12 protein-coding genes are annotated in these 14,220 nt (G+C 42.8%); 10 read left to right on the top strand and 2 right to left on the bottom strand.

What is annotated here, in order from left to right; genetic code table 11:
- Positions 1-260 precede the first annotated feature (260 nt).
- From PNC201_RS15635 to PNC201_RS15590, 10 genes are all read left to right on the top strand, one after another.
- Positions 261-2,495, top strand: coding sequence for an ABC transporter permease subunit (locus PNC201_RS15635; protein WP_102057570.1), 2,235 nt, complete (start codon positions 261-263; stop codon positions 2,493-2,495).
- 15 nt (positions 2,496-2,510) lie between these two features.
- Complete coding sequence (gene pstA / locus PNC201_RS15630) at positions 2,511-4,160, top strand: phosphate ABC transporter permease PstA (RefSeq protein ID WP_102057569.1); 1,650 nt, start codon at positions 2,511-2,513, stop codon at positions 4,158-4,160.
- 27 nt (positions 4,161-4,187) lie between these two features.
- Positions 4,188-5,015, top strand: a complete 828-nt coding sequence (gene pstB, locus PNC201_RS15625; RefSeq protein ID WP_010607157.1) for a phosphate ABC transporter ATP-binding protein PstB — start codon at positions 4,188-4,190, stop codon at positions 5,013-5,015.
- Between the two features lie 23 nt (positions 5,016-5,038).
- The gene (gene phoU / locus PNC201_RS15620; protein WP_010607158.1) at positions 5,039-5,740 is read left to right on the top strand and encodes a phosphate signaling complex protein PhoU; all 702 of its coding nucleotides are present in this window, start codon (positions 5,039-5,041) and stop codon (positions 5,738-5,740) included.
- A 142-nt stretch (positions 5,741-5,882) separates the two neighbouring features.
- Complete coding sequence (locus PNC201_RS15615) at positions 5,883-6,560, top strand: TIGR00153 family protein (protein ID WP_010607159.1); 678 nt, start codon at positions 5,883-5,885, stop codon at positions 6,558-6,560.
- A 36-nt stretch (positions 6,561-6,596) separates the two neighbouring features.
- Positions 6,597-7,865, top strand: a complete 1,269-nt coding sequence (locus PNC201_RS15610) for an inorganic phosphate transporter (protein ID WP_010607160.1) — start codon at positions 6,597-6,599, stop codon at positions 7,863-7,865.
- Between the two features lie 108 nt (positions 7,866-7,973).
- On the top strand, positions 7,974-8,882 hold the full coding sequence (locus PNC201_RS15605) for a hydrogen peroxide-inducible genes activator (RefSeq protein ID WP_010607161.1): 909 nt from the start codon (positions 7,974-7,976) through the stop codon (positions 8,880-8,882).
- 116 nt (positions 8,883-8,998) lie between these two features.
- A complete protein-coding gene (locus PNC201_RS15600; RefSeq protein ID WP_010607162.1) occupies positions 8,999-9,538 on the top strand; it encodes an RNA polymerase sigma factor in 540 nt (179 codons plus the stop codon).
- Positions 9,531-10,103, top strand: a complete 573-nt coding sequence (locus PNC201_RS15595) for a hypothetical protein (RefSeq protein WP_045962626.1) — start codon at positions 9,531-9,533, stop codon at positions 10,101-10,103. The genes PNC201_RS15600 and PNC201_RS15595 overlap by 8 nt, the downstream gene beginning before the upstream one ends.
- A complete protein-coding gene (locus PNC201_RS15590; protein WP_102057568.1) occupies positions 10,100-10,990 on the top strand; it encodes a hypothetical protein in 891 nt (296 codons plus the stop codon). The genes PNC201_RS15595 and PNC201_RS15590 overlap by 4 nt, the downstream gene beginning before the upstream one ends.
- Before the next feature lie 107 nt (positions 10,991-11,097).
- Here the strand turns inward: PNC201_RS15590 and PNC201_RS15585 are convergent, their stop codons facing one another.
- Together PNC201_RS15585 and PNC201_RS15580 are read right to left on the bottom strand one after the other, a co-directional pair.
- On the bottom strand, positions 11,098-11,295 hold the full coding sequence (locus PNC201_RS15585) for a hypothetical protein (protein ID WP_010607165.1): 198 nt from the start codon (positions 11,293-11,295) through the stop codon (positions 11,098-11,100).
- A gap of 158 nt (positions 11,296-11,453) precedes the next feature.
- Positions 11,454-13,961, bottom strand: coding sequence for a two-component system response regulator (locus PNC201_RS15580; protein ID WP_010607166.1), 2,508 nt, complete (start codon positions 13,959-13,961; stop codon positions 11,454-11,456).
- Positions 13,962-14,220: the final 259 nt, after the last annotated feature.

Below are 14,220 nucleotides of genomic sequence, written 5' to 3'. Positions count from 1 at the left end.
CGGCGCATGATTTAGACTAGTCTAAAAACTTACTTTGTCCAGTGTCTAAAAACACTTAATGTAAAGAAATGCAACGGAATTTTTGTATTTACTCTAGGCTAACAATCAGAGCACTTTTTGAGCCGATTAGTTCCATTATTTTTATAATGAATTTGAAGGCCAAGACCGATTGAAGAAAGTGCAATTGTGTCTCGGGTGTAACACAACTGTCATCTTGATGAAATATAATGCCCCCAATTTTTAAACCAAAGGGTATATTGATGACTTCAAATCCGCAAAAGCCATCCTTTAAAACGGATAGAAGCCGTCTCTTTAAAGACAGGTTTGCACAATTTGGCATTACTTCTGGTGGAGTAATGGTATTAGTCGCACTTTTACTTATCTTCTTCTACTTACTATATGTTGTTCAACCAATCTTTGAATCGGCAAAGGTTGAGAAGCGTATGGATATTCAGCTTACACAAGACAAAACATATTTAGGTGTAGGGGTAGAAGAACAAACGGAAATTGCGTACTTACTCGGCAGCAGAGGTTCGGTAGATTATTACCAGATCAAAGGTGAAAGCGCCGGTAAATTACTAGATACATTGGATGTTGAACTTGACGGTAATATTACAGCATTTGCAGAAAGTGCGCCTTTCTTAGGGCAATATGCATTTGGTCTGGATAACGGTCAGGTACAACTGGTGAAGCCGATGTTCACGGTAAGCTTTCCGGGAAATCAACGTGTCTTAACTCCTCGCTTAAGTTATCCACTTAATGCGAAGCAACTGATTGTTGATGAACAAGGGCAAGCAATTCGTAAATTCGCCTTTAGTCACTTCGAAGACAAAACCGCTGTTGTTGCACAGACTGCGGATAAACGTGTGATTTTTGCCTCCTTTGTTGCAGAAGAAAACATGTTTACTGGAGAGGTTGAATGGGCGGTTGAGCGTACCGAGCTAGATATTGATGGTCGCGTTGATGAGTTACTTATTTCTCCAGACACATCGCGCACATTTGTTCGCTCAGCAAATCAAGTTTACGTCTTTGATTCTCGCTATGCTTCTGAAGTTGAGTTATTCCAGTTGCTTGCTGCAAATGAAGAAAATGCCAACTTGGTCGATATGAACCTACTAGCGGGCGCCAACTCATTAATGCTTGCTAACGACAACGGTGAGGTTTCACAGTGGTTTGAAGTCAATACCGATGATGGACGCCAGTTTGCTAAAATCCGCTCTTTTGAGACGCCAAAGAGCAAACAGGTCAAACTATTTAGTGAATATTATCGTCGTACTTTCTTCACGACTAATGAAAATGGTCAATTAGGTCTATATTACACCACCAGTGAAGCGCACTTATGGCAAGGTAAAATCACAGATAAAGCTGTACAAAAGTTTGCGGTAGCACCACGTGCTAATGCGGCTTTGTTACTCGCCGATGATACGTTAACGGTGGTAGAACTACACAATGAACACCCGGAAGTAACTTGGTCTGCTTTGTGGCAAGAAGTGTGGTACGAAGGGTATCCTGAGCCTGCTTACACTTGGCAATCAACCTCTGCGAGTGATGACTTTGAGTCGAAATTCTCATTAGTGCCTATTTCATTTGGTACCATTAAAGCGGCGCTTTATGCCATGTTGTTTGCTGTTCCTATTGCATTAGCGTCAGCAATCTACACCGCCTATTTCATGTCGAGTGAATTACGCCGTGTGGTGAAACCAACAGTCGAGATAATGGAAGCACTACCAACGGTTATCTTGGGCTTCTTGGCGGGCCTTTGGCTTGCTCCTTTAATTGAAACGCATCTACCTGCCGTGGTTGCTTTATTGGTGCTATTGCCAATCGCGATGATAGCAACGGCATTTGGTTGGACTAAGCTACCTGCAAAAGTGAGACACGTTGTGCCTGAAGGCTGGCATTCAATCTTACTGATCCCCGTGGTGCTTATCGTAGGCTGGATTTCATTTGCCATGAGCGCAGGTATTGAGTCTTGGTTGTTTGGCGGTAATGTGCGTCAGTATCTAACCAATGAGTTAGGTCTAACATTTGACCAGCGTAACTCGCTAGTCGTGGGTATCGCGATGGGTTTTGCGGTTATTCCTACAATCTTTTCTATTGCAGAAGACGCGGTATTTAGCGTACCTAAGCACCTTTCTAATGGCTCATTAGCACTCGGTGCCACGCAGTGGCAGACTTTGGTTCGTGTTGTATTACTAACAGCAAGTCCTGGTATCTTCTCTGCGGTAATGATGGGTCTTGGCCGCGCCGTAGGGGAAACCATGATTGTATTGATGGCAACCGGTAACACGCCAATCATGGACTGGAGTATCTTCCAAGGTATGCGTACGCTTGCTGCAAACATTGCGGTGGAAATGCCGGAGTCTGAAGTTGGCAGCTCTCACTATCGCATCTTGTTCCTAGCTGCCTTTGTATTGTTTATTTTTACTTTCGTATTTAACACCGTTGCTGAGTTTGTTCGCCAGCAGCTGCGTGAAAAGTACAGCTCAATGTAATTGGAGTGACATGACATGGTAAAACAGTGGTTTAAGTCAGGTTCTCCGTGGATCTGGATGACAGGTGGCGCGGTCAGTATTAGTTTGATTTCAGTAATTGGACTACTTGCGATGATAGCGTGGAAAGGACTGAGCTTCTTTTGGCCATCAGAAGTTGTAGAAATGCATCTCGACGGTTCTGTTGCTAAGCAGACTGTTATTGGTGAAATATACGATCGTGAGATGGTACCAAAGTCTCGCCTTGAAGCGGCTGGATTCGACCTTTCAGGCTACAACAGCGAACAAATCGAGCGTTTACTCATTAAAACGGGTAACCGTGAATACGTAGAACTTGATTTCCGTTGGGTGTTATCAACAGACATCAAAAGCCAGTCTACGCCAGCGGAATTAGCGGTATTTGAGCGTAGTAAAAATGGTAATTTCTATGGTTATGTTGCTCGCGTTTTAGAAGACGGTAAAGTAGTAACTAACCAGCCGATAGAAAGGTTACATGAGCTTGTTGAGCGTGCCGTTGACCTTAATGACGAAGCGCTTGATCTACAAAATAGCGAAATCGGGCACATTAACTATGAGCTTGAACGACTACGTTTAAAAGAAAAGTCGTATCAACTCGATAATGACCTGACAGAGGAAAAGTTAGCAGAGTTAAATGCACGCCGTGCTGAGCTACGTGAAGATTACAAAGTCTTCGAAAAACGTTTATTTGAGCTAAGGAAGCAAGCAAAGCGTGACCAAGTTGTAGTGCGTGATATGCGTGGTGAAGAAGTGACTTTGCCGCTGTACCAAGTGTTGGACGTTTGGTTTCCAAATGACATGGGCTTTTTTGCCAAAGTGGGTCACTACTTAGTGCAAATCAGCAAGTTTGTGAGCGATGACCCGCGTGAAGCAAATACCGAAGGTGGGGTATTCCCTGCAATCTTTGGTACGGTATTTATGGTTATGCTGATGGCGGTGATCGTGACCCCATTCGGTGTTATTGCCGCAATTTATCTTCATGAATATGCAGCAAAGAACGCTGTGACTAAGATGATCCGCATCGCGGTGATCAACCTTGCAGGTGTTCCATCCATTGTATATGGGGTGTTTGGCTTAGGATTCTTCGTTTATATGCTAGGTGGGTCAATTGACGAACTTTTCTACCCTGAGGCTGCGCCAAGTCCTGTATTTGGTACACCGGGTGTGATTTGGTCTGCACTTACACTTGCTATCCTTACTTTGCCAGTGGTTATTGTATCCACGGAAGAAGGTCTGTCTCGGATCCCAAGCTCAGTGCGTCATGGTTCACTTGCGCTTGGTGCGACTCAAGCTGAAACCCTATGGCGGATCATTGTACCAATGGCAAGTCCGGCAATTATGACTGGTCTTATTCTTGCTGTTGCGCGTGCAGCGGGTGAGGTAGCTCCTCTGATGTTGGTTGGTGTAGTAAAGATGGCACCTACACTACCACTAGACGGAAACTTCCCCTATATTCACTTGGATCGTAAGTTTATGCACTTAGGGTTCCATATTTATGATGTTGGCTTCCAAAGCCCGAATGTTGAAGCTGCTAGACCTTTGGTTTATGCAACCGCGTTCCTACTGGTTACGGTGATTATTGCACTGAATATCACAGCGATTGGTATTCGTAACCACTTACGCGAAAAATTCAGATCGTTAGAGCATTAATAGTAAAGATTTTTAATAGGTAAAAACATGATTACAGTAGCGCCAGAAGTCAATCAAGCAAACGGCAATAACAAGCTTGATTTAGCAAACTTAAGTCCAGAACTCACCGCACTAGAGATCAAAAACCTAGATCTTTACTATGGTGATAAACAAGCCCTTAGCAACGTTAATATGTTGATCCCAAAAGGGCAGGTAACCGCGTTTATCGGTCCATCAGGTTGTGGTAAGTCAACGTTACTGCGTTGTATTAACCGTATGAACGACCTTGTTGATAGCTGTCGTATTGAAGGAGAAATCAACCTTCAAGGACAGAACATTTATGACAAGAGCGTAGATGTTGCGGCACTGCGCCGTAACGTAGGTATGGTATTCCAAAGACCAAACCCTTTTCCTAAGTCTATTTATGAGAATGTGGTTTATGGTCTGCGTCTGCAAGGTATCAAAGATAAGCGCAAGTTAGACGAAGTGGTTGAAAAGTCACTCCGTGGCGCCGCACTTTGGGATGAAGTAAAAGACCGACTTCACGACAGTGCATTTGGTTTATCTGGTGGTCAGCAGCAGCGTTTGGTGATTGCTCGCTCTATCGCGATTGAACCAGAAGTATTGTTACTTGATGAACCAACATCAGCACTCGATCCGATTTCAACATTGGTTATCGAAGAACTCATTAACGACCTGAAAAACAAGTATACTGTAGTTATCGTTACACATAACATGCAACAAGCTGCGCGTGTATCTGATCAAACTGCGTTTATGTACATGGGTGAGTTAATTGAGTATGCAGATACCAATACCTTATTCACCACGCCGTCTAAGAAGAAAACAGAAGACTATATTACAGGTCGTTACGGTTAAGGCGAGCTTGCGAGGAGAATATAATGGAACACAATATTAATAAGCACATTTCTGGCCGCTTTAATGAAGAGCTAGAAAACGTGAGAAATCACGTACTCAGTATGGGTGGATTGGTAGAGCAGCAATTAAACACTGCGCTTGATGCGGTTAATCACAATGATGCTGAAAAAGCGAAAAAAGTCAGTCAGAACGACTACAAAGTCAATGCGATGGAAGTGAATATTGACGAAGAATGTACACGTATCATCGCGAAAAGGCAGCCTGCAGCCAGTGACTTGCGTTTGGTTGTTGCCATCGCAAAAACGATTGCAGATCTTGAACGTATCGGAGACGAAGCGGAGCGTATTGCTAAAGTTGCATTGGATTCGTTTACCAAAGATCAGCAGGATCTATTGGTGAATATTGACAATATGGGTCGCCAAGTGTCACAAATGCTGCATGATGTGCTCGATGCGTTTGCCCGGATGGACGCGCAAAAGGCATTTGAAGTGCATAAAGCTGATGCCAAAGTGGACCGTGAATACGAAGCAGTAACACGCCAAATTATGACCTACATGATGGAAGACCCACGCTCGATTCCAAAAATTATGGATTTAATTTGGTCTGTGCGCTCATTAGAGCGTATCGGCGATCGTTGTCAAAATATTGCGGAATATGTGATTTATTTCGTAAATGGCAAAGATATTCGTCATACATCTCAAGAAGATATCGCAAAAACCTTGTGATGCTTATCAATTAGTTGCGCGCTTTCGGCGCGCAATTTCATAGTAAGTTCATCTAAACTTGCAATAAAACCGTTCACAACAGCGCTCAATGCTGTAAAATTACACTTTGCACATGCATACAAATATGATTTAAGGGTCAGTTATGCCTAGTAACGCGTTTTTAGGAGTATTTGCTAAATCTCCTATTAAGCCAATTGAAGAGCATATAAAAATAGTCCATCAAGCCAGTGCGGCTTTGATCCCATTTTTTAACCATGTCTTCAAAGGGGAGTGGACAGAAGCGGATGCAATTCGCATTGAAATCCGCAACCTAGAGCGTGAAGCAGATGAACTAAAACGTGAAGTACGTTTACATTTGCCTCGTGGTTTATTCATGCCAGTAGAACGGACTGACTTACTGGAACTTATCACCCACCAAGATAAGATAGCCAATAAAGCGAAAGATATCGCAGGTCGCGTTATCGGTCGTGAAATGGTCATCCCTGAATCCATTCAAAAAGACTTTCTTGCTTACGTCACTCGTTGTGTGGACGCAACTAAACAAGCATCAGAAGCGATTAATGAGTTTGATGAACTGCTTGAGACAGGCTTTAGAGGCCGTGAAGTCACTTTAGTTGAAAAAATGCTAGTTGAGCTCGATGCCATCGAGCAAGATACCGACGATATGCAAATTAAAATTCGTCGAGAGTTACGCGCTGTTGAAAGCGAGCTTAACCCAATTGATGCGATGTTTTTATACAAGATCATCGAATGGGTCGGTGGGCTTGCAGATATCGCAGAGCGCGTTGGTTCACGTCTTGAGCTGATGTTAGCTCGTTAATAAAAATCGATCTTTTAAAATAAAGTAAGGTTTCTTATGGATATCATTGCATCCTACGGCACAGTATTGGTTTTAATTGCCGCAGCAGTTGGTTTCTTTATGGCTTATGGTATTGGCGCAAACGATGTTGCGAATGCTATGGGTACTTCGGTAGGTTCAAAAGCACTTACCATCAAACAAGCAATTATCATTGCTATGATCTTTGAATTCGCTGGTGCTTATCTTGCAGGTGGTGAGGTAACATCAACGATCCGAAAAGGGATTATAGATTCAACCCCTTTCATTGATATTCCTGAACTGATGATATTAGGAATGATCTCCGCGCTTTTTGCTGCAGGCGCATGGTTATTAATGGCTTCAATGCTAGGTTGGCCGGTATCTACGACGCACTCAATCATAGGTGCAATCATTGGTTTTGCGCTAGTAGCTGTGGGCAGCGAAGCAATCCAATGGGGCAAAGTTGCTGGCATTGTTGGGAGCTGGATTGTCACCCCTGCCATCTCTGGCTTTATTGCTTACCTCATCTTTATGAGTGCCCAAAAGCTCATTTTTGATACAAATAAGCCACTAGAAAACGCCAAACGCTTTGTGCCTATTTACATGGGTCTAGCGGGCTTTGTTATGTCTTTGGTTACAATCAAAAAAGGTCTTAAGCATATTGGTATCAAGCTTGGCACATTCGAAGGTTTTGCGCTTGCTATCGGTATCGCTATTATCATTGCTATTATCGGTAAGATTGCGATTTCTAAGCTGAAAATGGATCCTAATGCAGACAAGCAAATGCAGTTCAACAATGTTGAAAAAGTATTCGCTATCCTTATGGTACTAACAGCATGTTGTATGGCATTCGCGCATGGTTCGAATGACGTTGCTAACGCAATTGGTCCATTAGCTGCAGTGGTAAACATTGTTGAAAACGACGGTGAAATTGCTAAGAAAGCGGCACTCGCTTGGTGGATCTTACCGCTAGGTGGTTTAGGTATTGTTGCGGGTCTTGCGATTCTTGGTAAGAAAGTTATCAAGACCATCGGTGAAGGCATCACGCATCTTACTCCTAGCCGTGGCTTCGCAGCAGAGCTTGCAGCTGCTTCAACAGTCGTAATCGCATCAGGCACAGGCCTACCAATCTCTACAACTCAAACCTTAGTTGGTGCGGTATTGGGTGTGGGTATGGCACGTGGTATTGCGGCATTAAACATGGGTGTTATTCGTAACATCGTAGTTTCTTGGGTAATTACATTGCCAGTTGGTGCTGCCCTTGCTATTGTTATATTCTATATTTTGAGATTAGTGTTCGGCGTATAAAAATAAACCGCACTTTTCAAAAAGACAGACTTTTAGCTTGAAAAGATCTCAGCACCTTTGGTGTTGGGGTCTTTTTATTTGTGCTGTTGAAAATTAAGAGTAAAGCTTGTGACGAATTTACCTAGTATCAAACAACTACAATACCTGCTTGCGGTACATCAGCACCAACATTTTGGTCGTGCAGCGGAAGCATGCTTTATCGGCCAATCGACGCTAAGTAGCGCGATACAAAACCTTGAAGAGACATTGGGATGTCAGCTAATTGAACGCGAAAATCGCAGCCTAATGTTTACCGATATTGGTGAGGAAGTGGTTGAACGAGCGCGGAAAATTATCGACGACACCATGAGCGTTAAAGAGCTGACTAAAAGCTATAAAAATCCATTATCTGGCAAGTTGACGTTAGGGATCATTCCCACCATTGCGAGTTTTATTGCTGCGCCACTTTATCAGGCGTGTAAAAAGGAGTTTGCAGCACTTAATTTGGTACTGGTTGAAGATACCAGTGATAACTTACTGGACAAATTAGAGCATGGCCATATTGATATGGCCATGTTAGCGCTGCCATATAGAACCGATAAGTTTCATACTCAAGTGCTTGCAAAAGATCACTTTAGCTTGGTTCGCCATACCGAGTACAGCGTACCAGAGCCGATTGAGGACTTTAACCTGTTACCTGAGCAAAGTGTATTTTTACTCGAAAAAGAGCACTGTATGACGGGACATGCTCTTAGCGCTTGCCACTTAAACCGTAGCGCGTGCATTAATCCATTTGAGGCGGCAAACCTACATACTTTATTAAGTATGGTGGAATATAAAAATGGCGTAACGTTTTTACCTCAAATGGCGATCAATGCAGGGATTTTGGAAGGGAAACCTTTAGTGGCTATGCCACCACAAGATCATGCATATCGTGAGATTGGCTTAATTTGGCGTCGTACTACGGGGCGGATCAGAGATTTTAGACTGTTTAGCGACTTTGTTGGTGGCTACATCAGCGGCCAATGTCAGCCATAGTAATGATAAGAAGCACCCCCTCGGTGCTTTTTTTTCAAAAAACTTTCCCGTCTGAACAACTTTTTTTGCAGCCGCTACGATTAATAGTTAGTGAGAAGATTGGATGAGTGAACTGCGTGTTTTTTAATAGCGAAAAACAATTAATAAAAAGAGCACTGCAAGGTAATCAAAGAGCATGGTCAAAGCTTTGCGCCCAGCATCATAGCCGTGTGTATAACCAATGCTTGAGGCTGGTTGGTAACCCGCAAGACGCGCTAGATATAGCTCAAGATGTATTTTTAAGTATGTATCGAAATCTGCATACCTTTAATGGTGATGCTAAGTTCTCGACTTGGGTATTTAAAATCACCCATGCAAGGATAGTGGATCACATGCGAAAACATAAGTTTGAATCGATTGAAGGTAAAGAACCTGAGACGCCGCAACACGGACCTGACAGCAAAATAGCGCAACAACAAAGTAATGAAGAGATATATATCGCGCTGAAACAACTACCATTTGAGCAGCGCATTGTCGTGGAGCTAAAGTTTTTCCAGCATTACACCTTTGATGAAATTGCGCTGCAGCTTGAGTTATCAAGTAATACGGTGAAGGCTAGGCTATACAGTGCGTTAGGTAAGATGAAAGGGCAACTAGAGGTGCAAAATCATGGCTAAATTAGCACACTTATTTGAGCAGTGGTTAGATGGCAAAGTGCTGTCTGAGGCAGAGTTGGCCGAACTTCAGGCAGATAGTGAATATCGAGAAATGATGAGTGCTGCTATTACTTGGCAACAGCGAGCTGCTAGCTTCGAAGAGCAGGCGCCACCCCCACAGCTCACTTTGCAGCATCAAACTCGCGCTTGGCCAGTGGCTGCCGTCGCAGCTTGGCTGGTCGTTGGGCTTGGTGTGTCAGGACTTTGGCTACAGAACTTAGGCTTACATCAACAGTTGAGTGCTCAACAAACACAACTGGCACAGCAGCAAAGCGCTATGCAGGCCATGCTTGCAAAACTTGATGAGACTAAGCCAATAGATCAAGCTACGCTTGCCAAGTTAGCAACGCAAGTGGTTGAACAAAATCGTAAAGAGCGCAGTTTGGCAATGAATAATCTCGTTGATCTGATCCAAGCACAAAGAGCGCAAGATCAAGCCCTACTTAGGCTGCAATTGAATGAATTGGCAGAGCAAGTAGAGCAAACACCGACACAAAATTTAGCACAGTATCGAGGTAAACCATGAAGTTAATTCCACTTTGTTTTGGCGCTGTCGCAGCCATTGCTACAAGCTTTGCTCAGGCCCAAGTTGTTGATGAAGCGCTAAAGCGTGAGGTTGCTATTTTTGAGCGGGTATTAATGAGTGCACTACAGCATGATACACAAGATCAAGTTCGTAGTGTTTCTGGCTATTATTTAAAAGATCAGGGAGTTGTGTTTGAACTGGCATTAAAACGCCGGCACCGTTTAGAGTGGATCTCTCATATCGATAATCTCGATGATGTGGCTGCAATAGGGGAGTTTGAACTGCCGGAATTTGATATGGACATCGCGGAGATTGAGATTTCACAGCCGATAGCTGAAGCTTTTTCTCAAGCTTATTCGGATGCAGCTGAGAAAGTGAGAGCAGGAGCCGAGAAGGTCCGCGAAGCCGTAGAGCAAGAAAGAGAGAATAGAATTCAATTGAGGGAACTTGAACGCCAAAAAGCGGAGCTGGAGTTTGCGAAAAGGCACGAAAGTGATGATCAAGTAAAAGAATTTACGGAGTCATTGAGAGAAGTTGAGAAACGCATAGAAAAGCTTTCACTTAAGGATTCGGAATTAAAAGACCTTAAGGATAAGCTGAAAGCAAGTCTTGAAGCTTCTCGGGTCAAACGAGCGAAAGAGAAAGCAGAAAAGCAGCAGGCGCTTGAAAAAATGCTAGTAACCAGCTTAGCCCGAAGTTTATGTGACTATGGTGCAGGTTTAAGAAGTTTACCTAGAGATGAGCATATAAGCTTTATTTACAATGAACTCAGCAACCCAAACAATAAACAGGTGTTTGTTTATCCAAAATCCTTGGTGCAGCAATGTGTAAAAGGTGAGAAAACGGCTAAGCGGCTTGCTGAGATAGTAACTAGCTATCGCTTTTAGTTAGCCTAATTTTGGGATAAAAAGCGCCTTCTTCGAACTTGGGGGCAAGAAAATGACAACACAAAAAACAGCATGGCTGCATGCTGTTTTGTTTTAAAAAGGAGCTATTAAGCCTGCTCGATGTTTTTTGCAGTAGTTAAATTTGGTAAAAAGAGTAAGTAAACCCAAACCACTAGATTAAAGTAGGGTAGCAAACCGAGCCCTGTGAACAATTTTACCGGGTATCCTTTTGTGTTGGCATAGCGGTAACATTGATAAGCAATGAGCAAGTTTGCAAGTAGTAAAAACAGTGATAATGACAGCATAATTTACCCCTTGAAGTCCATAGCAAGATGTAACTCAATCCTTTGAATGTCTATAAAATTAAGGTGTTACCTTAAAATTTGGTGACATTTTAAACTGGTATCTTTAATTATAGTGGACTTTGCAAGAAGTAAAAGTAACCTTTAGTATAAAAATGTTACTACGCTGTTTTTAGAGATAAAATAGTTTTTGCACTGCTCGCTAGTTGTTCAATAGGGAGCGGTCTAGAGATAAAGTAACCCTGTCCATAGTCCACACCTATTTCCTTAAGTTGTTGAAATATTTCTTTGTTTTCGACATATTCGGCAACTGAACACTTATCTAACGAGTGACTAATATCGTTTACAGCTTTGACCAGCGCCAGGTCAATTGGGTCGTTGAGCATGTCTCGAACAAAGGAGCCATCTATTTTAACATGCTGTGCGGGTAGCTGTTTTAGGTAGCTAAAAGTGCTGAAGCCTGTCCCGAAATCATCAATAGCGAAATGACAACCAAGATCGTTCAGATTTTTAATCATTGTCTGGGTTGCGTTGAGGTTATTAATACTGGCAGATTCTGTGATTTCAAAAATAACGCGATTAGCTGAAACTTGATGCTCTTTTAAACAGGCCTGAATGTGGGGTTGCAGTCGTTCATCTAAAAATGAATGAGCAGATAAATTAATCGCCACTTGGCTCAAAATCTCATGTTCAGCCAGTGCTTTAATGGCTGTTCTGATCACACATTGATCCATCAAAAATGTATCATTAAGTAGCTCTAATGCAGGAATAAACTGATTTGGGTAAACTGTCTCACCGTTAATCTTTAATCTAAGCAGTGCTTCGTAATAGGCTATTTGTTGTTTTTTGAAATCCCAGATCGGTTGATAATGGAGTTCTATGCTGTCGTTCTGAAGCGCTTGCCTAACACTATGGCCCCATTCTAAACCGGTTTGCAGTGTTTGGTTTTGTTCATCTTCTTTATTATAACAATGAACCAAGTTGCGGCCGAGATTCTTGGCGATATAAAGGGCTATGTCAGCTTGTTTCAAACACTCACTGGGATCCGCATTTTCATTGGTAATTTGCGTTAACCCGATAGAACAACTGAGTGAGTATGCATTATCTTCAAAGTGAAATTTATGTTCTTCGATAGCCATGCAAATGCTTTCAGCGCACATATGAGCATCAAGTAAATTGGTGTGCTTAAGCAGTACAGCAAATTCGTCTCCACCAATACGGAAAGTGAGATGCTCTTCACCTATTTTGTCACCAAACAACTCAGATACTTCTTTGAGTACAATATCTCCTTGCTGATGGCCTTTACTGTCATTGATGATCTTAAAGTGATCTAAGTCGATGTAAATTAGTGCATGTTCTATCTCTTGTGCAGACTTTACTTCATTGCACAGCTGATTCAGTTGTTGGTCGAAGTAGTAGCGGTTGTGTAAGCCGGTAAGCGTATCATGCAATGCTAAGTGTCTGAGTTGCAGTTCAGCTTGCTTGCGTTCGTGAATATTATCGAGTGTTGCAGTTATTGCGACCGAACTTGAGGTATTCTTGATAAGTTGTAGGCGACACTCGACCCACACTAGATGTCCTGCTTTGTGGCAGAGTTGCAGCTCTAATTGCGCATGTTGCCTGACTCCATTTTGAATTTCTTGAATGACTTTGTTGAAGGTCGGCAACTCATCTTTGGCAATATAATCGCGGAGCTGGGTATTGAGGCTTGACTTAATACCAAAGCCTGAGAGGTATTCCCATGCTGGGTTTATAAAGCGGATTGCGCCTTCCAATTCCAATTCAACGACAACTGTTCTCAGGTGGAGTAAAATCCGTTGGTGTGCAGAAAACAAATCTTTATAGCGACTTTCACTGCGACTGAGTTGCTCGACTTTATTAGCAAACTCGGCATAGCTCACCATAAAATCTTCTCGCCGCGCTGCATGGTCGCATACTTTGCTTAAAAAGGGCATATCGTATGGTGCTCGAACAAAGTCGGTAACACCTAACAATAATAGTTGTTCGGCATGGTCGGCATCGCGTTTGTCAATAATGGTTACAATGGCTTGGCTTGGACGATGTTTGAGAATACTTTCGACTAAGCTTTCTGCGGAACCTGATAAATCAGACGTAGTGTCCATTAAAACAATGGCGTAATGATCTTGTAGAAATAGTGATAAAGCGCTGGCCGCCGAGCTTACATGTGTGCAAACGAAATTGTGCGATAGGTGCTCACATATTTTTTGCGCACGTTGTTGGTTGGGCTCTAACAAGAGCAAGTTGAGGCGGCTGCTTTTATCTAAATGCGTTGACAACACATTGGCCAAAATTTGCGGCAACATGTCTTGACGTTCAAATGGTAGCACGGCATCAATACTGTAGCTACGAGCGGTGGTTTCGGCTATTCGTTCACAATAAGTCGGTGGAATAAGTACGATGGGTGTATTTTTGGGCGTTGCCAGCAGACCTGAGCGGATCATGCGCGAGAATCGCCAGCCGTCAATTTTGCCAACATCCAAGCCGGTGATCACTAGATCTACAGCTTGCGTCTTTAGTAAGCTTAGGGCATCTTGAGAGTCGGATTTGGCAATGATAGTAAAGACATCTAATGCACTAAGAGTTTTAGTCAAGGTTTGACGCTCGTGAGCACTGGCGTTAACAATGAGCAACGTTAGTTGTCTAGACACAATAAAAAAACCTCACCAGATACTGCGACACAATCATTGGGCTTGTCTTAAAGTTAGCAAATCGTACTTAACCGCTGCTTGATAATAATCAAACAGTGACACGAACTTTGCTCGGTAATCATAGCCGATAGCGATAAGTTATTGTTTAAACGTAAAGAATAAAGAACGTACTAAACAAAGGTGCACACCGTACAAAATTTTACATGGTGATTACCGTTTTAGACTCGCTAGGTTAAAGGTATTTACGCAAGGTTACAAG

The sequence above is a fragment of the Pseudoalteromonas sp. NC201 genome (genome assembly GCF_002850255.1).
Taxonomy (GTDB): Bacteria; Pseudomonadota; Gammaproteobacteria; order Enterobacterales; family Alteromonadaceae; genus Pseudoalteromonas.
Note: the sequence above shows the minus strand (reverse complement) of the source record. Positions and strands in the feature narration are given on the sequence as shown.

Coding starts and splice junctions, on each gene's coding strand:
- PNC201_RS15590 (WP_102057568.1), top strand. CDS start 10,100: ATGAAGTTAATTCCACTTTGTTTTGGCGCTGTCGCAGCCATTGCTACA.
- PNC201_RS15635 (WP_102057570.1), top strand. CDS start 261: ATGACTTCAAATCCGCAAAAGCCATCCTTTAAAACGGATAGAAGCCGT.
- PNC201_RS15595 (WP_045962626.1), top strand. CDS start 9,531: ATGGCTAAATTAGCACACTTATTTGAGCAGTGGTTAGATGGCAAAGTG.
- phoU (WP_010607158.1), top strand. CDS start 5,039: ATGGAACACAATATTAATAAGCACATTTCTGGCCGCTTTAATGAAGAG.
- PNC201_RS15585 (WP_010607165.1), bottom strand. CDS start 11,295: ATGCTGTCATTATCACTGTTTTTACTACTTGCAAACTTGCTCATTGCT.
- PNC201_RS15610 (WP_010607160.1), top strand. CDS start 6,597: ATGGATATCATTGCATCCTACGGCACAGTATTGGTTTTAATTGCCGCA.
- pstB (WP_010607157.1), top strand. CDS start 4,188: ATGATTACAGTAGCGCCAGAAGTCAATCAAGCAAACGGCAATAACAAG.
- pstA (WP_102057569.1), top strand. CDS start 2,511: ATGGTAAAACAGTGGTTTAAGTCAGGTTCTCCGTGGATCTGGATGACA.
- PNC201_RS15615 (WP_010607159.1), top strand. CDS start 5,883: ATGCCTAGTAACGCGTTTTTAGGAGTATTTGCTAAATCTCCTATTAAG.